The organism is Agathobaculum hominis, assembly GCF_014288055.1.
GTDB lineage: Bacteria > Bacillota > Clostridia > Oscillospirales > Butyricicoccaceae > Agathobaculum > Agathobaculum hominis.
Genome location: NZ_JACOPK010000007.1, coordinates 69207 through 87825 on the forward strand (window position 1 = coordinate 69207; position 18619 = coordinate 87825).

At 58.8% G+C, this 18619-nt stretch carries 18 protein-coding genes and 1 tRNA gene; 7 read left to right on the top strand and 12 right to left on the bottom strand.

The window, feature by feature from the left end; translation table 11 throughout:
• Nucleotides 1-51: 51 nt before the first annotated feature.
• The 8 genes from trpA to gluQRS all read right to left on the bottom strand — a co-directional run bounded on the left by trpA (nt 52) and on the right by gluQRS (nt 7793).
• Nucleotides 52-831: a tryptophan synthase subunit alpha gene (gene trpA / locus H8S02_RS08630; RefSeq protein WP_186970186.1), complete on the bottom strand. Its 780-nt coding sequence runs from the start codon at nt 829-831 to the stop codon at nt 52-54.
• Entirely contained in the window at nt 824-2008 is a 1185-nt protein-coding gene (gene trpB / locus H8S02_RS08635; protein WP_186970187.1) for a tryptophan synthase subunit beta, read from the bottom strand. The genes trpA and trpB overlap by 8 nt, the downstream gene beginning before the upstream one ends.
• Nucleotides 2005-2616: a phosphoribosylanthranilate isomerase gene (locus H8S02_RS08640; protein WP_186970188.1), complete on the bottom strand. Its 612-nt coding sequence runs from the start codon at nt 2614-2616 to the stop codon at nt 2005-2007. The genes trpB and H8S02_RS08640 overlap by 4 nt, the downstream gene beginning before the upstream one ends.
• A complete protein-coding gene (trpC, locus tag H8S02_RS08645) occupies nt 2613-3395 on the bottom strand; it encodes an indole-3-glycerol phosphate synthase TrpC (protein ID WP_186970189.1) in 783 nt (260 codons plus the stop codon). The genes H8S02_RS08640 and trpC overlap by 4 nt, the downstream gene beginning before the upstream one ends.
• Complete coding sequence (gene trpD / locus H8S02_RS12585; protein ID WP_243166464.1) at nt 3392-4411, bottom strand: anthranilate phosphoribosyltransferase; 1020 nt, start codon at nt 4409-4411, stop codon at nt 3392-3394. The genes trpC and trpD overlap by 4 nt, the downstream gene beginning before the upstream one ends.
• 27 nt (nt 4412-4438) lie before the next feature.
• Complete coding sequence (locus H8S02_RS12590; RefSeq protein WP_243166465.1) at nt 4439-5005, bottom strand: anthranilate synthase component II; 567 nt, start codon at nt 5003-5005, stop codon at nt 4439-4441.
• Entirely contained in the window at nt 5005-6462 is a 1458-nt protein-coding gene (locus H8S02_RS08655) for an anthranilate synthase component I family protein (RefSeq protein WP_186970190.1), read from the bottom strand. Before H8S02_RS08655 ends, H8S02_RS12590 begins: the two co-directional genes overlap by 1 nt.
• A gap of 413 nt (nt 6463-6875) precedes the next feature.
• Nucleotides 6876-7793, bottom strand: a complete 918-nt coding sequence (gene gluQRS, locus H8S02_RS08660) for a tRNA glutamyl-Q(34) synthetase GluQRS (RefSeq protein ID WP_186970191.1) — start codon at nt 7791-7793, stop codon at nt 6876-6878.
• Between the two features lie 124 nt (nt 7794-7917).
• On the opposite strand from gluQRS, the gene H8S02_RS08665 reads away from it, so the two are divergent.
• The 5 genes from H8S02_RS08665 (at nt 7918) to H8S02_RS08685 (ending at nt 11478) form a co-directional block, all read left to right on the top strand.
• Entirely contained in the window at nt 7918-9072 is a 1155-nt protein-coding gene (locus H8S02_RS08665; RefSeq protein ID WP_186970192.1) for a glycoside hydrolase family 3 N-terminal domain-containing protein, read from the top strand.
• Between the two features lie 31 nt (nt 9073-9103).
• The gene (locus tag H8S02_RS08670; RefSeq protein WP_186970193.1) at nt 9104-9634 is read left to right on the top strand and encodes an LOG family protein; all 531 of its coding nucleotides are present in this window, start codon (nt 9104-9106) and stop codon (nt 9632-9634) included.
• Between the two features lie 91 nt (nt 9635-9725).
• The gene (locus H8S02_RS08675) at nt 9726-10427 is read left to right on the top strand and encodes a sigma-70 family RNA polymerase sigma factor (protein WP_243030897.1); all 702 of its coding nucleotides are present in this window, start codon (nt 9726-9728) and stop codon (nt 10425-10427) included.
• 86 nt (nt 10428-10513) lie between these two features.
• Nucleotides 10514-10587 (top strand) — tRNA-Gln (locus H8S02_RS08680).
• A 69-nt stretch (nt 10588-10656) separates the two neighbouring features.
• Nucleotides 10657-11478, top strand: coding sequence for a 4Fe-4S binding protein (locus H8S02_RS08685; RefSeq protein WP_186970194.1), 822 nt, complete (start codon nt 10657-10659; stop codon nt 11476-11478).
• A 41-nt stretch (nt 11479-11519) separates the two neighbouring features.
• Here the strand turns inward: H8S02_RS08685 and H8S02_RS08690 are convergent, their stop codons facing one another.
• Complete coding sequence (locus H8S02_RS08690; RefSeq protein WP_186970195.1) at nt 11520-12770, bottom strand: replication-associated recombination protein A; 1251 nt, start codon at nt 12768-12770, stop codon at nt 11520-11522.
• A gap of 137 nt (nt 12771-12907) precedes the next feature.
• On the opposite strand from H8S02_RS08690, the gene hisC reads away from it, so the two are divergent.
• A complete protein-coding gene (gene hisC / locus H8S02_RS08695) occupies nt 12908-13963 on the top strand; it encodes a histidinol-phosphate transaminase (RefSeq protein WP_186970196.1) in 1056 nt (351 codons plus the stop codon).
• Nucleotides 13964-14023: 60 nt separating this feature from the next.
• Here hisC and H8S02_RS08700 read toward each other — a convergent pair whose 3' ends face one another.
• Together H8S02_RS08700 and H8S02_RS08705 are read right to left on the bottom strand one after the other, a co-directional pair.
• The gene (locus H8S02_RS08700; protein ID WP_118685102.1) at nt 14024-14287 is read right to left on the bottom strand and encodes a metal-sensing transcriptional repressor; all 264 of its coding nucleotides are present in this window, start codon (nt 14285-14287) and stop codon (nt 14024-14026) included.
• The gene (locus H8S02_RS08705) at nt 14284-16833 is read right to left on the bottom strand and encodes a heavy metal translocating P-type ATPase (RefSeq protein ID WP_186970197.1); all 2550 of its coding nucleotides are present in this window, start codon (nt 16831-16833) and stop codon (nt 14284-14286) included. The genes H8S02_RS08700 and H8S02_RS08705 overlap by 4 nt, the downstream gene beginning before the upstream one ends.
• Nucleotides 16834-17133: 300 nt before the next feature.
• Between H8S02_RS08705 and H8S02_RS08710 the strand changes: the two genes are divergently transcribed.
• Nucleotides 17134-17631, top strand: a complete 498-nt coding sequence (locus H8S02_RS08710; RefSeq protein WP_186970198.1) for a DUF2798 domain-containing protein — start codon at nt 17134-17136, stop codon at nt 17629-17631.
• 52 nt (nt 17632-17683) lie between these two features.
• Here H8S02_RS08710 and H8S02_RS08715 read toward each other — a convergent pair whose 3' ends face one another.
• On the bottom strand, nt 17684-18565 hold the full coding sequence (locus H8S02_RS08715) for an aldose 1-epimerase family protein (RefSeq protein WP_186970199.1): 882 nt from the start codon (nt 18563-18565) through the stop codon (nt 17684-17686).
• Nucleotides 18566-18619: the final 54 nt, after the last annotated feature.

The following is an 18619-nucleotide window of genomic DNA, read 5'->3' on the forward strand; positions in this document are numbered from 1 at the left end:
CGTTGTTACGATAAACAAAGGGGAGAAGCTTTCGCTTCTCCCCTTTTCCATTCAGTCTGCCGCGCGAACGGCGTTCTTCATGCTCTCAACGTATTCCTTTACATACGGCACACAATCCTTGCCGTACTTCGCGCACAGCTTGACGATGGCCGAGCCGACGATCGCACCGTCCGACTGAGCCGCCATTTTCGCGGCCTGCTCAGGCGTGGAAATACCGAAGCCGACTACGCACGGAATGTCCTGTGTTTCCTTAACGAGCTTTACCATCGCGCCGATGTCGGTCGTGATGCTGGAGCGCACGCCGGTAACGCCGAGCGAGGATACGCAGTACACGAAGCCGGAGGCTTCGTTCGCGATCATGCGAATGCGGTCATGCGAGGTCGGCGCGATGAGCGACACGAGATCCAGACCGTACTGACGGCAGAGCGGATCGAACTCTGCCTTTTCTTCGAACGGTACATCCGGCAGGATAAGACCGTCCATTCCGATCTCTGCTGCGGTGTTGATGAAGCGCTCCGAGCCGTAGGAATAAACCACGTTCGCATAGGTCATGAACACCATCGGAATGTCAATCTTCTGACGGATGCGGCGCACCATGTCGAAAATCTTATCCGTTGTGGTTCCGGCAGACAATGCGCGCACATTTGCCTCCTGAATGACCGGGCCCTCCGCGGTCGGATCGGAGAACGGAATACCCAGCTCGATGAGGTCTGCGCCGGCGTCCGCCATCGCGTATACGATCTGCTCGGTGACCTCGAGCGACGGGTCGCCGCAGGTCACGAACGGGATAAACGCCTTGCCGTTTGCAAAAGCAGTCTGAATCTTACTCATGGATGTTCTCTCCTCTGTAACGCGCAATCGCAGCGCAGTCCTTGTCGCCGCGGCCGGAAATGTTGATAACGATGATCTTGTCCCTTCCCATCGTCGGCGCGAGCTTCATCGCGTGCGCAACAGCGTGTGCGGACTCGATCGCCGGGATAATGCCCTCAATGCGGCTGAGATATTCGAAGGCCTCTACCGCCTCGTCATCGGTCACCGGGACGTACTCCGCTCTGCCGATGTCGTGCAGATAAGCGTGCTCCGGGCCGATGCCGGGGTAATCCAGACCGGCCGAGATGGAGTATACGGGCGCGATCTGGCCGTATTCGTCCTGGCAGAAGTAGGACTTCATGCCGTGGAAGATACCCAGACGGCCGGTCGCGATGGTCGCAGCGGTCTCCGCCGTATCAACGCCGCGTCCTGCGGCCTCACAGCCGATCAGACGAACGCCTTCATCCTCGATGAAATTATAGAATGCACCGATGGCGTTCGAGCCGCCGCCTACGCACGCGAGCACTGCGTCCGGCAGACGGCCTTCCTTCTCGAGCATCTGCTCCTTGATTTCCTTGGAAATGACCGACTGGAAGTCACGGACAATGGTCGGGAACGGATGCGGACCCATGCAGGAACCGAGGCAGTAATGCGTATCGTCGATGCGGCTCGTCCACTCGCGGAACGCTGCCGAGCAGGCATCCTTGAGCGTGCCGGTACCGGTCGTGACCGGAATGACCTCCGCACCGAGCAGGCGCATGCGGTACACGTTGAGCGCCTGACGCTCGGTGTCCTCGACGCCCATGAATACGACGCACTCCATGCCCATCAGCGCAGCGGCGGTCGCGGTCGCAACGCCGTGCTGACCGGCGCCGGTCTCCGCGATGAGACGGGTCTTGCCCATCTTCTTAGCCAGAAGCGCCTGACCGAGCACGTTGTTGATCTTATGAGCGCCGGTGTGGTTGAGATCCTCGCGCTTGAGGTAGATCTTCGCGCCGCCGAGATCGTTTGTCATATGCTCCGCGAAATACAGGCGCGAGGGACGGCCGGCATAGCTGTTCAGCAGCTCGGTCAGCTCCGCATTGAATTCCGGATCGTCCTTATAGTGGTTGTAGGCCTTTTCCAGTTCGATGACTGCGTTCATCAGCGTCTCCGGCATATACTGACCGCCGTGTACGCCAAAACGTCCCTTGCTCATTGGTGTGCTCCTTTCACAAGCGCCGCAACACGGCGCATCTTGTCGGTGTCCTTGGTGTCGTCTGTCTCTATCCCGCTCGAAAGATCGAGCGCATACGCGCCGGTCTGCGCCGCGCGCGTGATATTTTCTTCGTTAAGCCCTCCTGCGAGGAAATACGGGTGGCTGGTCTCCCCGATCAGCGACCAGTCAAAGGTCTTTCCGCTGCCGCCGTAAGCATGCTTTACATAGGTATCGAGCAGCAGATAGTCGACCGGCAGCCGGTCCGCCTCCTCAATGTCGCGATGCGTCTCGACGCGTACCGCATAAATGATGGGAGCGTTCGTCAGACGGCGCAGCTTTTTGATGTAGTGTTCATTTTCGTCGCCGTGCAGCTGAATGAGGTCGATGACCTCGTCCCTCACCAGCGCCGCGATATGCTCAGGCTCGTCGTTTACAAATACACCGACCGCTTTAATCTCCGGATCGAGATGCTCCTTCAGCCGCGCCGCGTCCAGATCGGATACATGGCGGCGGCTGTCCGCAAACACAAAGCCGATATAGTCCGGGCGGGTCTCATTTGCTGCCTCAATATCCTCGATACGAGTCAGTCCACAGAATTTCAGTTTCATTTTGCTGCCTCCCTAAGCGCATGAAGCGCCTGTTTTTTGTCTGCTGCGCGCATCAGGTACTCACCAACGAGAATCGCGTCCGCGCCCGTTCTGCGCAGCGCCGCAGCGTCCTCCGGCGAGGAAACGCCGCTCTCCGCCACAAAAACCGTGCCTTTCGGCGTGCCGTTCCGCAGCTTTGCCGCGTTTCCGAGGTCGACTGTAAAGTCCTTGAGATTTCGGTTGTTGACGCCGATGAGCCGCGCGCCTGCCTGTACCGCGGACTGCATCTCCTGCGCGTCGTGCGTTTCCACCAAAGCGCTCATGCCGAGTTTGTCACAAATGCCGATGTAATCGCGTATCGTTTCGGTGTCCAGCAGCGTGCAGATGAGCAGGACTGCATCCGCACCGAGCACCTTTGCCTGATAGATCTGGTACTCGTCCACTGTAAAATCCTTGCGGATCATCGGACGGGTGACGATCTTTCGAACCTTTTTAAAAATCTCGTCCGAGCCGAGGAACCAGTTCGGCTCGGTCAGACAGGAAACGCAGTTCGCACCGGCGTCCTCATAGCTGCGCGCGATGGCTTCAAAGTCAAATACCGGGTCGATGACGCCCTTGGACGGGCTCGCCTTTTTCACCTCACAGATAAACGCGCAGTCCTTCCCTGCCAGCGCCTTCTCGAAGCGGAAATCGCCCTTCGGCATGGCTTCCGCCTGCGCTTTTATATCCGCGAGCGGTGTTTTCGCCTGATCTGCCGCGACCCGTTTCCGGGCGAAAGCGGCCAGTTCGTCGAGAATCATGCCTTCGCCGCCTCCTGCGTTGCGGCTGCGAACTGATCGAGCTTGGCGAGTGCCGCACCGCTGTCGATAAGCTCTGCGGCCTTTTTGATGCCGTCTTCGAGCGTCAGACCGTCTAGACCAAGATACAGCGCGATGCCCGCGTTCAGCAGGATCTCTTCACGCTTTGCGCCCTGCTCTCTGCCGGAGAGAATGTCTCTGGTGATCTGTGCATTCACCCTGGGCGAGCCGCCGCGCAGATCATCCACCGTGCACAGCGACAGTCCGTATTTTTCGGGGTCGAGCTGGTACGGAGTCAGCTTGCCGTCACGGATCTCGCAGACCTTGTTATCTCCGATGAGGCTCGCCTCATCCATGCCGCCGCCGCATACGACCATGCCGCGCGTTACGCCGAGGTTGGAGAGCACCTGTGCCATCGGCATGACCAGGTTTTCGTCATATACGCCGAGCAGCTGCATGGTGGCGCGCGCCGGGTTGGACAGCGGGCCGAGAACGTTGAAGATCGTGCGCTCGCCCATGCCCTTGCGGACCGGAGCGACGTTCTTCATGGATTTGTGGTAGCCCTGTGCGAACAGGAAGCAGATTCCGGTCTCGCTCAGCACCTTTTCGTTCTGCTCCGGCGTGAGGCTGAGCACGACGCCAAGCTCCTCCAGAACGTCTGCTGCACCCGACTTGGAGGATACCGAACGGTTGCCATGCTTGGCTACCGGCACGCCGCCTGCCGCTGCAACGAATGCCGCCGTAGTCGAGATATTGAACGAGCCGACCTCGTCTCCGCCCGTGCCGACAATATCCATGACCGCGCCCTTCGGCTCGATGTGCGCACCTTTCTCACGCATGACCTCGGCGCATGCCGTGATCTCGGTGATGGTCTCGCCCTTCATGCGCAGCGCGGTCAGCAGAGTCGCCATTTCAATATCGGTCGCCGTGCCGTCCATCATTTCCTCCATCGTTGCACGGGCGATGGCGTAGTCCAGATCGCGCCCGTTGATTGCTTCGTGGATTGCAAGCTGTATCATGATATATCAACCTTTCTGCTTCAGATGTTATACATTCAGGAAATTCTTCATAATGACCGTTCCCTGCGGCGTCAGAATGGACTCCGGATGGAACTGCACGCCGTAGATCGGCATGGTTCTGTGCCGCACGGCCATAATTTCACCGCGCTCGTCGCGCGAGATGACCTTGAGGCAGTCGGGCAGGACGTCCGGTGCGGCAACGAGCGAGTGATAGCGTGCGACCTTTACCTTTTCCGGCAGGCCCGTGAACAGCGGCTCCGCCGGATCGACCGTGACCTCGCTCTGCTTGCCGTGCATGAGCTGCTGCGCGTGCTCGATACGGCCGCCGAATGCCTCGCAGATGGCCTGATGGCCGAGGCACACGCCGAGGATCGGAATACGTCCGCCGAGCTTTGTCACGACCTCCTCGCAGATGCCGGCGTCCTTCGGATAGCCGGGACCCGGCGAGAGGATGATGTGCGAAGGATTCAGATGCTCGATTTCGCTGACGGTCAGCGCGTCGTTTCGCACAACACGCATATCCGGTTCGATGGCTGCCGCCTGCTGATAGAGATTATAGGAAAAAGAGTCGTAGTTATCGATCAGGAGTATCATTATCCGTCTACCTCCGAAGCGCTTTCCAGTGCATTGATGACCGCGCGGGCCTTGTTCGCGCTTTCCATGTATTCATTATGCGGCACCGAGTCCGCCACGATGCCGCCGCCGGCCTGTACGGTGACGATACCGTTCTTTTTCGCCGCCATGCGGATGGCGATGCAGGTGTCCATGTTGCCGGCAAAATCCAGATAGCCGAGCGCACCGCCGTATACGCCGCGCGGCTCGCTCTCCTGCTCCTCAATGATCTCGCACGCGCGGATCTTGGGCGCGCCGGACAGGGTCCCTGCCGGGAGCACCGCCTCGATGGCGTCGCAGGCGTCGTACTGCTCTGCAATATCGCCCTCGACCTGCGAGCAGATGTGCATGATCCTGGAGTAGCGGTGGATCATCATATAATCCGTAACCTCGACCGTGCCGACCCTGGACACGCGGCCGAGATCGTTTCGTCCGAGGTCGACCAGCATGTTATGCTCGGAAAGCTCCTTCTCGTCGGCGAGCAGCTCCCGCTCGAGCGCCTTGTCCTCTTCCTCTGTCTTTCCGCGCGGGCGGGAACCGGCGACCGGAAAGGTAGTCAGGCGGCCGTCCTGAAGGCGTACAAGCGTTTCCGGCGAGGAGCACATGATCTCGTCCCCGTCAACGGAAAGGAACACCATGTACGGCGAGGGATTGGTGGTGCGGAGCACGCGATACGCGGAAAGCAGGCTGTCTGCATAAGGGCTCGTGAACTGCCGCGACTGAACCGCCTGAAAGATATCGCCGTTGAAGATATATTCGCGCGTCTTTTCCACGATGTCCGTGTACTGCTCTTCCGTTACGTTGCAGGTGAACTGCGGCTTTGCCGTGACCCTGAGCGGCGGCAGCGGCGTCTGATCTCCGATGAGCGCCGCCATTGCTTCAAGTGAAGCGCAGGCCTTTCCGTAGTTCTCCAGAACGTTGTCGGTCTGCATATTGACGATGAGCACGATTTTCTGCTTGAGGTGGTCGTATGCGATGACCTTGTCAAACAGCATCAGATCGAAGTCGTCCCATTCGCCGCGCTTGATCCTGAGCGTCGGTTCGGCATAGCCGAGCATCGCATACGCGAAGTAGCCGACGAAGCCGCCCGTAAACGGGGGCAGGCCTTCGATGTGCGGCGCGCGGTACCTGCTGAGCACCTCACGCAGTACGGAAAGCGGCTTGTCTGTCTCGACCGTGCGGTTCTCCGCGCCCTCGAGCGTTACCGTGCCGTTTTTGCAGGTCGCACGGAGGATGGGGTCGTAGCCGAGGAAGGAATAGCGTGCCCACTTTTCTCCGCCCTCTACGCTTTCCAGAAGAAAGAAGCGGTCAGAGCGCGTCTGAAGCCGGCGCAGAAGCGCGATTGGCGTAATCATATCAGCGTAAATCTCGCGGCAGACCGGAATAGTCGTGTATTTTTCTGCGAGCTTTACGATTTCATCACTGCTTGGAGTAATCATGGTGTCCAACCTCCACATCGAATTTTAGTCAAACAAAAAAGGCTTTCATCCTCATGATACATGACTGTATCATGGGACAAAAGCCTTGAAAACTTCTGCGGTACCACCCAGATTGACGCATAGCGTCCGCTCACCAGTGTGCCATCACACACCTTCCCCTCTAACGGCGGGATACCGTCAGCCATACTCTCCCTTCGGATTTCAGACCGCCCTCACAAGTCCATTCAGAATCGTCCTGCGATACTGTCCTTTCACCACCGGACAGCTCTCTGGGAACGCGGTTTCGTTCTTACTTACTCTTGCTCTTCGGTTTTCGTGTTTAACTGTGACCAAGTATAATACTCGGACTTTATTTTGTCAAGCGCCTTTTCGGATTTTCTTTCTCTGACGGACGGCATCCCATTTTGTCCGTGTCAGCGGAACATCGGCGGCAGACAGAGCTCGTGTCTGGGAATACGCGACCAGTCGAAGTCCTGCACGAGCTCCCGAACACTTGCCGGCTCTGCACGGTCGGTGAGATGCGCGGCGAAAGCAAGCGCTCCGATGACCTGCTCGGGCGTAAAACGTTCGCGCAGCAGGCCGAGATCGAGATCCTCGTCCCGCTTGGACAAGCGGCGTCCGTCCACGTCGCACAGCAGCGGAATGTGTACGAAGTGCGGCGGTTCAAAGCCGAACAGGCGGTACAGCCAGATCTGGCGCGGCGTGCTGGAGATGAGGTCGCTTCCGCGAACGACCTCGGTCACGCCCGACAGGCCGTCATCGACCGTCACGGCGAGCTGGTAGGCGAAAACGCCGTCCGAGCGCCGGATAATGAAATCACCGCATTCCTCCGCCAGGTTCTCGCTGTACGCGCCGAATACGCCGTCGGTAAACGAGATGATCTCGTCGGGCACGCGCACGCGCGTTGCAGGTGCACGTTTTTTCCGCTTTTCTTCGATCTCCGCAGGCGTGAGCTCCCGGCAGGTTCCGGCATACAGCACGCGGCCGTCCGAAAGATGCGGCGCACTCGCGGCGTGCAGCGCGGCCCGGGAGCAGAAGCACGGATAAAGCAGTCCCTTTTCACGCAGGATCTGCTCGTATTTTTCATAAATCGGCGCCCGCTCGGACTGATACGGCACCTCGCCGTCCCAGTCGAGACCGAGCCAGCGCAGATCGTCCATAATGAGATCCGCGTAGCTGCGCGGGCAGCGCATCGCGTCAAGATCCTCGATCCGCAGCAGGAACGCGCCGTTCTGATGCCGTGCGCTCAGCCACGCAAGCAGCGCGCACAGCACGTTTCCAAGGTGCATGCGCCCGCTCGGACTGGGCGCGAAACGTCCGACTGTCTGCATCGGCAGTCTCTCCCTTCTGTCTTTTCACTCCGACTATTCTACCACATCGCGCATATACATTGCAACAGTCCGGTATTTCTGCTATAATAGTGCGCACAAGGATTTGTCACGGGGAGGAACGGTCATGACTGTACGGAAACACCTTGCTCTTGCGCTGCTGCTGACACTCGGCCTTTCCGCGTGTGCATCGAGCGAGCCGCCGCAGGCGGAAACGCCGCCCACCCAGCAAACACAGCCCGAAGCACCCGAGCCGACGCTCGAGGAGCAGCAGCAGGCCGCCGCTGAGGAATACACCGAAAAGCTTACCCTTGAGCAGCAGACTGCGCAGCTGTTCTTTGCACGCTGTCCGGACACGGACGCCGCCGCTGAGGCCGCCGAATACAGTCCCGGCGGATACATCCTGTTTGGCCGCGATTTCGACGGCAAAACGGCGGACGAGGTGAAAAGCGACATTGCGTCCTACCAGTCGGCGGCGGCCACACCCATGCTCATCGGAGCGGACGAGGAGGGCGGCACGGTCGTGCGCGTGAGCGCGAACCCCTATCTGCGTGATACGCGCTTTTCCTCGCCGCAGAAGCTGTATGCCGAGGGCGGTCTCGACCGCATCCGCAGCGACACGGAGGAAAAGGACGCGCTCCTGCTCTCGCTCGGCATCAACGTCAATCTCGCGCCGGTGTGCGATATTTCATCCGATCCGTCGAGCTTTATCTACCCCCGCACGCTCGGTCAGGATGCCGAAACGACGAGCGATTATATCCGCACCGTTGTCGGGCAGATGAAAAGCGACGGCATCGGCATGGTGCTCAAGCATTTCCCCGGCTACGGCGGCTCTGCCGACACGCACACCGGACAGGCGCTCGATCCGCGCCCGCTGAGTGACTTTGAGAAGAACGATCTGCTGCCCTTCGAGGCCGGCATCGATGCCGGTGCGCAGGCCGTGCTCGTCAGCCACAATATCGTCGCCTGCCTTGACGCAGATTATCCGGCATCGCTCTCCCCTGCCGTACACGCTCTGCTGCGCGGCAGGCTCGGCTTTGACGGCGTGATCATGACCGATGACCTCGCCATGCAGGCGGTGACCGATTTTACAGGCGACGAAAACGCCGCCGTGCTCGCTGTCCAGGCCGGGAACGACCTGATCATCTCGTCCGATTTCGTCACGCAGTACCATGCGGTGCTCGACGCCGTAAAGAACGGCACGCTGCGCAAAAATGACATCGAACAGGCAGCACAGCGCGTTATCCTCTGGAAGATACAGCTCGGCCTGATCTCTTTCTGAAATCACCTTTTCTTCGATATGGAGGCAATATATGAACATAACCGTATATCTCGGCGCAAGCAGGGGCAATTCCCCCGCTCTTGAACAGGCGGTGCGTGCGCTTGGCGCATGGATCGGCGAGAGCGGCAACTCGCTCGTCTACGGCGGCTCAAAATCCGGTCTGATGGGCGTGCTCGCGGAGAGCACACTGCATGCAGGCGGCCGCGTCACCGGCGTCGAACCGCAGTTTTTCATCGACGCAGAGCTTCAGTACGACGCGATCGACGAGCTGATTGTCACCGAAACCATGGCGGAGCGCCGCACGAAAATGATCGAACTCGGCGATGCGTTCATCGCGATGCCCGGCGGTACGGGTACGCTCGAGGAGATTTCCGAGGTGATGAGCATGCGTGCGCTGGGTCATCTCGACGCCCCCTGCATTCTGTACAATCTGAATGGTTATTACGATGACCTCCGCTCGCTGCTGTGCCGCATGATCGACGCCGGACTTTCGACCGAAGAGCGCCAGCGCGGTATTTTCTTTGCGTCGACGCTCGACGAAATTCGCGAGCTGCTGAAATAAGATTTCGCTGTCTGTAAACTGCGTTATCCGCAGTCTAATCTCCCCTTTCTGTGCATATGCTGAAGCAAACGCATGGAAAGGGGTCTTTTATTTGCTGTTTCCTGCTCTGGCGGCGCTCGGCGGCGCATTTTTCCTCTTCGTTCTGCGCGTGCAGGGGGCGGACGGCTGCTTTCCCAGGCCGCTCTCCGCCGAGGAAGAAGCGAAGCTGCTGAAGAAAATGCGCGAGGAAGGCGATACATCCGCGCGGAATCTCCTGATCGAGCATAATCTCCGGCTTGTTTCGCATATCATCAAAAAATACTACTCCCCGGAGGCAGAACGCGACGATCTTGTTTCCATCGGAACGATCGGTCTGATCAAGGCGGTCGACACCTTTCAGGCAGAGCGCGGCATCCGTCTGACTACCTATGCCTCCAAGTGTATCCAGAACGAGCTGCTGATGCACTTCCGCCGCAAGCGCAGAACGGCCGGTGAGGTCTCTCTTTCGGATACGCTCGAGACCGACGGCGACGGCAATGCGCTTTCGCTTCAGGATACGATCAGCTGCGAGGACGAGGGTCTGAACGCTGTGGACGATCATGACCGCTACTATTCGATGTACCGTGCGCTCTTCTCCTCGCTCAGCCCGCGTGAGCGCGAGGTCATCCGGCTGCGGTACGGTCTCGGCGCTGCCGCTCCACTGCCGCAGCACGAGATCGCCCGCCGTATGAACCTGTCTCGCAGCTATATCTCCCGTATCGAAAAGCGAGCGCTCGAGAAGCTGCGCGGCGCCATCGGAGAGATGCCTCCATAAAAAGTCATGCTGTTCGGAGAAAAAGCACTTGACACCCGGCTGCGGATGCGCTATAATAATTAAGTCGCAGAGAGCGGCAAGCATTCAGCCGAATTGTGTAAAGGTAGCACGACAGACTCTGACTCTGTTTGTGAGGGTTCGAATCCTTCTTCGGCTGCCACATGGACCACTTGAAACCACAGGGTTTCGAGTGGTTTTTTATTTATCTTTGAAAAAGGACGTGAACGCCATGCGCATATCCTCGGTCATCGGACTGTATTTCAGTCCGACCGGAACCACACGCACACTCGTCACCGCTGCCGCAGAGCAGGCCGCTCAAACGCTCGGTGTCCCCTTCCGTCTCATCTCGCTGAATACCCCGGCAGAGCGTGAAACAATATTTCACTTTTCCGCTGATACGCTTGTCATCGTCGGCGCACCGACCTATGCGGGCAGGCTCCCGAACAAGATTTCGCCCGACCTGCGCCGCATCCTGCATGGCAGCGGCTCTCCTGCGGTCGCGCTCGTGACCTACGGCAACCGTGCCTATGAAAACGCTCTTGCAGAGCTGTTCCGCGTGCTGACCGACGGCGGCATGAAGCCGGCCGCCGGTGCAGTCTGTGTCTGCCAGCACTCCATCGCCCGTGCGCTTGCGGCCGGCCGCCCGAATGCAGAGGACTGCGCCGAGGTGCGCCGCTTTGCTGCCAAGGCCGCAGAACGCATTCAGAAGGACGAGATCGTTCTCTCCCCTGCCGTGCCGGGCGACGCAGACAGCAGCTATTATATCCCGACCGGCACGAGCGGGAAGCCCGCGAAATTTCTCAAGTCTGCACCGCAGACCGATTCTGAAAAATGCGACCGCTGCGGCCGCTGCGCGGCACTTTGTCCGATGGGCTCGATCAGCAGCGAAGATCCGTCTGTTGTTTCCGGTATCTGCATCAAGTGCCAGGCCTGCATCCTCGGCTGCCCGAGGGGGGCAAAATTTTTCGACGACGAACAGTTTCTGTCCCATGCGCGCATGCTTGAACAGAAGTTTGCCGGGATACATAAGGAAAACGAGTTTTATCTGTAAAAAAAGAGCGAAACCTGCTTCCGCATGGTTTCGCTCTTCCTTTATTTTCGGCCCTTGACGCGATCCCAGTACGTCTTTGCTGTCTGCTCAGTCTTATTCGGGCCGAATTCGTAATATTTCGCGCCGGAAAGCTCCGCCGGGAGATAGTCCTGTTCGACCCAGTGATTCGGATAGCTGTGCGGATACTGATAGGTCAGTCCGCGTCCGAGCTTCGCCGCGCCGCCGTAATGCGCGTCCTTGATATGCGCCGGGATGTCGCCGCTTTTGCCTGCGCGAATGTCTGCGAGCGCCGCGTCGATCGCCATGCAGGCACTGTTAGACTTGGGCGCGGTCGCCATGACGATCGCCGCCTGTGCGAGCGGAATGCGTGCCTCGGGCAGACCGAGCTGAAAGGCGCTGTCTACGCACGCCTTGACGATCGCCGCGCACTGCGGATAAGCGAGGCCGATGTCCTCGCTCGCGATGACCAGCATACGCCGCGCCGCCGAGATCATGTCTCCAGCCTCGAGCAGACGCGCGAGATAATGCACCGCTGCATCCGGGTCCGAGCCTCGAATGGATTTTTGCAGCGCGGACAGAATGTCATAATGGCTGTCGCCGTCGCGGTCGTAGCGCATGTTCGAACGCTGCGCCGCCTGCCGCGCATCCGCGAGCGTGATGCCGTTCTCCCCTGCTCCGGAGACAAGCAGCTCGACCGCGCCGAGCGCCTTGCGCACATCTCCGCCGACCGCCTGCGCGATATGTGACGCAACACCGGATTCGACCGGAATATCGCGCCCGTCAAGCGCGAGCATGAACGCCCGGTCGACCGCGCGCTGCATATCCGATGCTTCGACCGGCTTGAACTCAAACACCGTGCAGCGGCTTAAAATCGCGTTGTAAATATAGAAATACGGATTTTCCGTCGTAGATGCGATGAGCGTGATCTTGCCGGTCTCGATAAACTCCAGCAGGCTCTGCTGCTGCTTTTTATTGAAATACTGGATCTCGTCCAGATAAACGAGCGCGCCGTTCGGCGTTAGAAAGGTATCGAGCTCATCAATGATGGCCTTGATGTCTGCGATACCTGCGGTCGTCGCATTGAGATGATACAGCTTGCGGTCGGTCTGCTTCGCGATAATAGACGCGACCGTTGTCTTGCCTACGCCGGACGGGCCGTAAAAGATGAGGTTGGGAATGCTGCCGCTCTCGATGACGCGGCGCAGAAGTCCGTTTTTCCCGAGAAGATGCTGCTGTCCCACAACATCATCCAGCGTTTTCGGACGGATTTTATCGGCTAAAGGCTGATACATGGCAAATTCCCTTCAAATCATAGAATGTATATCAATTATAGCACACTCTCCTTGATTTCACAAACTTCTCTTGACTTTCTCACTTTATCATGATAAACTAATGACATCGACAAAACCGACAGCAAAGGAGCCTTCTCATGAACAAGCCTTTTCTCGATAAGCTGCGCAAGATCGACCCGTATGTGCCGGGCGAGCAGCCTAAAACCGCGAACGTCATCAAGCTCAACGCCAACGAAAACCCGTATCCGCCTGCGCCGGGCGTGACCGAGGTGCTGCGCACTTTTGATGCGGCGAAGCTCGCTGTCTATCCGGACGCAAATGCCAAAGCGCTCAAGACCGCGCTCGCGGAGCGGGAAGGCCTCAAGCCTTCGCAGATTTTCCTTGGCAACGGCTCGGACGATGTGCTCGCGCTCGCGTTCCAGTCGTTCTTCTGCTCGGGTGAGCCCATCCTCTACCCCGACATTACCTATTCGTTCTACCCGGTCTGGTGTGATCTGCTCCGCATCCCTTATGAGACCGTGCCGCTCGACGAGAACTTCTGCATCAATCTGCGCGATTATGACAAGCCGAACGGCGGCGTTATCCTGCCCAATCCGAACGCACCGACCGGCCGTGCGCTCTCGCTCGCGGAGATCGAGGATCTGCTTCAGCATAACGCCGACTGCGTAGTTATCATTGATGAAGCCTATGTCGATTTCGGCGCGGAAAGCGCGATTTCGTTGATCGAAAAGTACGAAAATCTGCTGGTTGTACAGACATCGAGCAAATCCCGTTCGCTCGCCGGCATGCGTATCGGCTATGCCTTCGGCTCGGAAACGCTCATCTCTACCCTCGAAGCGGTCAAAAATTCGTACAATTCCTATACGATGGACTCGCTTGCGCTCGCAGTCGGCGAGGCATCCATTCGCGATGAAGTGTATTTCCGTGAGACCTGCCGCAAGGTTGCTGCGACGCGCGACAGAGCCGCAGACGAGCTTCGCGCGCTCGGTTTCGAGGTCACGCCATCGCTGACCAACTTCCTGTTCGCGACCCATCCGAAAAAGGCGGCGCCCGAAATTTTCTCCGCCCTGCGCGAAAAGGGTATCTTCATCCGGTATTTCAAACTGCCGCGCATCGACAATCACCTGCGCATCACGGTCGGCACGGACGAGCAGATGGACGCGCTCATTGCTGCGCTGAAGCAAATCCTGTAATACCGTATCGACATGAAAAAGCTGAACCCGCGGAACAAAACGGGTTCAGCTTTTTGCTTTTTATTTGTCGATGAGCTTGATGATCTCGTCAATTTTCTGTTCGCGTGCCTGTTCGTCGCCGTTTTCAAAGGCGTCTCGGACGCAGCCGTTCAGATGTGCGCGAAGCACCTCCCGCTGCGCCTTGTGCACGAGCGATTCGACCGCCTGAAGCTGGGTCACGATGTCCATGCAGTAGCGGTTTTCGTCGATCATGCGCAGCACGCCCTCGAGCTGTCCGCGTGCGGTGCGCAGCAGCGGCTCGACACGCTTGCGGTCTGCCATCATTCGATGCCGACCACCTTATAGCCTGCCTCGGTGACAGCGCTCGTCAGCGCTGCATCGTCCGGAAGCTGCTCCGCTCTGACGACTGCCCTGCCGCCGTCGAGATCGACCTCGGCGGTCACGCCCGGCAGCTCCTCAAGCGCCTTTTTAACATGTGCGACGCAGTGCATGCACATCATGCCTTCCACCCTGATTGTCTTTTCCATAACATTTTCCTCCTTATTTTTCGCCGTTTCCGACGGATTAGGCTGTTCACTGTGCGGCAGAACGATCGGGTCGCCTGCCTGCTTGACGCGCTCGCCTGCCTTGAAAAAGCGCAGGCGCAGCGCATTGGATACCACGCACACCGACGAAAGGCTCATCGCGGCCGCGCCGATCATCGGGCTGAGCTTGATGCCGAACGGCACCCACAGCGCACCCGCTGCGATCGGAATGCCGATGCAGTTATAGAAGAAAGCCCAGAACAGGTTCTGACGGATGTTGCGGATGGTCTGCCGCGACAGACGGATCGCGTCCACTGCGTCCATGAGGTCGCTCTTCATCAGCACGACATCCGCAGACGAGATCGCGACATCCGTGCCCGCGCCGATGGCAATGCCGACATCGGCACGCGCGAGCGCCGGCGCATCGTTGATGCCGTCGCCGATCATTGCGACCCTGCGGCCTGCGGCCTGCTTCTCGCGCACGATGCGCTCCTTGTCCTGCGGCAGGACCTCTGCGATGACCTCGCGAACGCCAAGTTCAGAGGCGATGGTCTGCGCGGTCTTTTTATTGTCGCCGGTCAGCAGCGTGACCTCGATGCCCATGCTCTCGAGCGCCCTGACCGCCGCGCGGCTCGTCGGCTTGAGCACATCCGCTACGGCGAACGTGCCGACGACCTGACGGTTCGCCGCAAAGAACAGCGGCGTCTTGCCTGCGTCTGCCAGCTTTTCGCCCAGCTCCTGCATGGAGCGCGAGAGCGCGAGACCGTTTGCGAGCAGCATGCGCTGATTGCCGGCCATGCACGGCACGCCGTCGACTGCTGCACGGATGCCCTGTCCCTCGACCATTTCAAAATCAGTCACACGGCGCTCCTTCGCGCCCTTTTCGAGAGCGTAGCGCACGATCGCGTCCGCAAGCGGATGATCCGAGCGCTTTTCGAGCGACAGCGCGAGCGACAGCAGCTCCTCCGTTTCCACGCCCCAGGTCTGCACATCGGTCACGACCGGACGGCCTTCCGTGACCGTGCCGGTCTTGTCCATGATGGCGCTCGTGACGTTATGCAGGTTCTCAAGTGCTTCGGCAGACTGGAACAGCACGCCGTTTTTCGCGCCGACACCCGTGCCGACCATGATCGCGACCGGAGTTGCGAGGCCGAGCGCGCATGGGCAGGAAATCACGAGAACGGAGATCGCGCGGGTCAGCGCGAACGAGGGGGTCTCCCCTGCCAGCAGCCAGATGACCGCCGTCACAAGCGCGATACACATGACGACCGGCACGAAAACACCGGCGACCTTGTCCGCGAGCTTGGCGATCGGCGCCTTGGATGCACCAGCCTCCTCGACCAGACGGATGATCTGGCTGAGCGTGGTGTCGTCGCCGACGCGCGACGCGCGCATCACGAAATAGCCGCTCTTGGAAACCGTCGCGCCGATGACTGTACCGCCGACATGGCGCTCAACCGGCATGCTCTCTCCGGTGATCGCGCTCTCGTCGAGAAACGCGCTGCCTTCGGTGATCACGCCGTCCACCGGTACCGACTGACCGCCGCGAACGACCACCAGATCTCCCGTCTGCACCTGCTCGATCGGCAGCTGAATGGCCCGGCCGCCGCGGATGACTTCTGCGGTCTGCGGACGCAGATCCATCAGCGCCGCAATGGCCTCGCCGGTCTTGCGCTTGGCTCGCGCTTCGAAGAACTTGCCAAGCGTAACGAGCGTCAGGATCATGCCGGCCGACTCAAAGTAAAGGTCATGCATGAAGCTGTGCGCCGCCTCGGGCGTCGGTGCGGTGCCGATACGGACGAGCGCATAAATACCGTAGACGAGCGCCGCGCCCGAGCCGACTGCGATCAGTGCGTCCATCGTTGGTGCGCGATGCAGCAGAGTCTTAAAGCCGTTGATATAGTATTTACGGTTGATGAGGACGATGGGGATCGTCAGGACAAGCTCGGTCAGCGCGAGCGCAAACATGCCGTCCATGCCGGCGGCATACGACGGCAGCGGCAGTCCGATCATCTCTCCCATGGAAAAATACATGAGAACGATCATAAATACAGCAGAAACGATGATACGCTTTTTCATCTCGCCCAGCGCCTCATCTGCCTGTGCGCTCTGCGCCGGCGCTGACTGCTGTTTTCCATCGTCAACAGCGGCGGTATAGCCGCCGGACACAACGGCCGCAATGATTTTCCCTGCATCACAGACGGCTTCATCATATTCCACGGTCATGCTGCCCGCGAGCAGATTGACCTGGACCGTGCTGACGCCCGGAACGGCGGACACGCTTTTCTCGACATGCGCCGAGCAGGCCGCGCAGCTCATGCCGCCGACCCGGAAACGTTGCTTCATATCGGTTATCTCCTTTTTATTTCCCCGGGAAAGCAGCACAGGCAAGGCTTCGCCCTCTCACCCCTCCCCCGGGAGGGGGTATTCGTTATCTTGAGTATACGGCACGGAACGCGCGTTGTCAAGAGAAAGTTTACTCTTGCTAACTTATTTTACTCTTGACATGGACGGGCTGATTATGATATACTTCAAACAATTAATGGTAGTTAATCTGTCCGAACGGGCGAGGTAAGCGAAAGTTTATCTCGCTCTTTTTTTATGTCAATCAAAAATTTTTATACATATAAAGGAGAGCAATCAATAATGCCCAAGAACAAATTTCAAGACGTCGTTTTCACCATCATCATGGCTTCCGTCATGGTCTACGGAATGGTCGCGTACAACATCGTACTGAACACCGGTTCGCTTGAGAACTGGGTATTCGGCGCTGTTTTTCACGAGTGGCCCATCATGGTGCTCATTGCTATCGCACTCGAGCTCGTTTTCGTCGGCAGACTCGCCATGAAAGTCGCATTCCGTCTGGTCAATCCGCGTGAGGCCGGCCAGACCCAGATCATGCTCGCGATCTCTGCTGCATCCGTCTGGATCATGTGCCCCTGCATGAGCTTTTTTGCGACCCTGCTGTTCAAGGACAGCCACAATGCGCAGTTCTTCGCCATCTGGATACAGACTACCGTCATGAATTTCCCGATGGCGCTCCTGTTCCAGTTTTTCTTTGCAGGCCCGATTACGCGCCGCATCTTCGGCGCGCTGTTCCGCGAGAAAAACGCCGCTCCGGCTCCGCAGACAGAGCGCGGTTAAACCGATCTATCAAAAGGCACCCTTTCGGGTGCCTTTTCTCGTTTGCAGCGCCTTATTCTGTAATCGTGGTCCGGAATGCGAGGGTTTCGCTCTCACCCGGAGCAAGTCTGCGGATTCCCTGCTTGTTCTCGATGGCGTGATCGAGATGCGTACCGTCCGGGAGTGTGCTCCACGGCTCCAGGCAGGTAAACGGCACGTCAAAATCCTTGTACGGGCTCCAGACGGCGAAGTACGGGAAATCCCTGAATTCCATCGTCACCCGGCGGCTGTTTTTCGTGCTGCCGATGGACGCGCGGCGGACGGTCAGTCCCTCAGTCATTACCGCATCGGACGCAAAGAGCTCACGCGAAATATGCAGTCTGCCGCCATCGAGCGGCAGACGGATGCGCTCTGCGGTCAGCATAACGTCCTCGTCGGTAACAATACGCGTCAGCGCGTCCGTTCCCTCGAACTCGACGAAATAATCCGTGATTTTCTCGCCCTCCTGCCAGCACAGCGTATAGGCATCGTGGCCGCCGATTTCATAATACATCGTGCTGCCGCTGTCGTTGCGCGTGATGTGCTCCTTGATGAGCGAGCCGCGGTCGAGCGTGAAGCGAAGCGTACAGGTGAAGTCCCACGGATACATTTTTTTGGTATACTCGCTCTGCGTGAGCGTAAATTCCGCACAGGTGCCGCTCACCTGCTTCGGCTCCCACTCCAGATCACGGCCGAAGCCATGCTGCGTGATCTCAAAGGATGCGCCGTCCACCGTGTAGGTCTTGTCCTTGAGGCGGCCGACAATCGGGAACAGAACAGGCGCATGGCGCTTCCACGCCGCCGGATCGCCTCCCCAGACATATTCCGTTCCTGTCGTCTTGCTCCTGAAACTGGTCAGCTCCGCACCGAACGGGTTGATCTCCACGCGAAAGCCTTCGTTTTCGAGTACGATCATGATTTTTCCTCCTCTTTGCTCTTTTCTATGCGAAAAAGGCGCAAAGTCTGGTAC

Bases quoted from the DNA above. Each gene is read 5' to 3' on its own strand.
- trpA (WP_186970186.1), bottom strand. From the start codon at position 831: ATGAGTAAGATTCAGACTGCTTTTGCAAACGGCAAGGCGTTTATCCCG.
- trpB (WP_186970187.1), bottom strand. From the start codon at position 2,008: ATGAGCAAGGGACGTTTTGGCGTACACGGCGGTCAGTATATGCCGGAG.
- H8S02_RS08640 (WP_186970188.1), bottom strand. From the start codon at position 2,616: ATGAAACTGAAATTCTGTGGACTGACTCGTATCGAGGATATTGAGGCA.
- trpC (WP_186970189.1), bottom strand. From the start codon at position 3,395: ATGATTCTCGACGAACTGGCCGCTTTCGCCCGGAAACGGGTCGCGGCA.
- trpD (WP_243166464.1), bottom strand. From the start codon at position 4,411: ATGATACAGCTTGCAATCCACGAAGCAATCAACGGGCGCGATCTGGAC.
- H8S02_RS12590 (WP_243166465.1), bottom strand. From the start codon at position 5,005: ATGATACTCCTGATCGATAACTACGACTCTTTTTCCTATAATCTCTAT.
- H8S02_RS08655 (WP_186970190.1), bottom strand. From the start codon at position 6,462: ATGATTACTCCAAGCAGTGATGAAATCGTAAAGCTCGCAGAAAAATAC.
- gluQRS (WP_186970191.1), bottom strand. From the start codon at position 7,793: ATGCAGACAGTCGGACGTTTCGCGCCCAGTCCGAGCGGGCGCATGCAC.
- H8S02_RS08665 (WP_186970192.1), top strand. From the start codon at position 7,918: ATGACTGTACGGAAACACCTTGCTCTTGCGCTGCTGCTGACACTCGGC.
- H8S02_RS08670 (WP_186970193.1), top strand. From the start codon at position 9,104: ATGAACATAACCGTATATCTCGGCGCAAGCAGGGGCAATTCCCCCGCT.
- H8S02_RS08685 (WP_186970194.1), top strand. From the start codon at position 10,657: ATGCGCATATCCTCGGTCATCGGACTGTATTTCAGTCCGACCGGAACC.
- H8S02_RS08690 (WP_186970195.1), bottom strand. From the start codon at position 12,770: ATGTATCAGCCTTTAGCCGATAAAATCCGTCCGAAAACGCTGGATGAT.
- hisC (WP_186970196.1), top strand. From the start codon at position 12,908: ATGAACAAGCCTTTTCTCGATAAGCTGCGCAAGATCGACCCGTATGTG.
- H8S02_RS08700 (WP_118685102.1), bottom strand. From the start codon at position 14,287: ATGATGGCAGACCGCAAGCGTGTCGAGCCGCTGCTGCGCACCGCACGC.
- H8S02_RS08705 (WP_186970197.1), bottom strand. From the start codon at position 16,833: ATGAAGCAACGTTTCCGGGTCGGCGGCATGAGCTGCGCGGCCTGCTCG.
- H8S02_RS08710 (WP_186970198.1), top strand. From the start codon at position 17,134: ATGCCCAAGAACAAATTTCAAGACGTCGTTTTCACCATCATCATGGCT.
- H8S02_RS08715 (WP_186970199.1), bottom strand. From the start codon at position 18,565: ATGATCGTACTCGAAAACGAAGGCTTTCGCGTGGAGATCAACCCGTTC.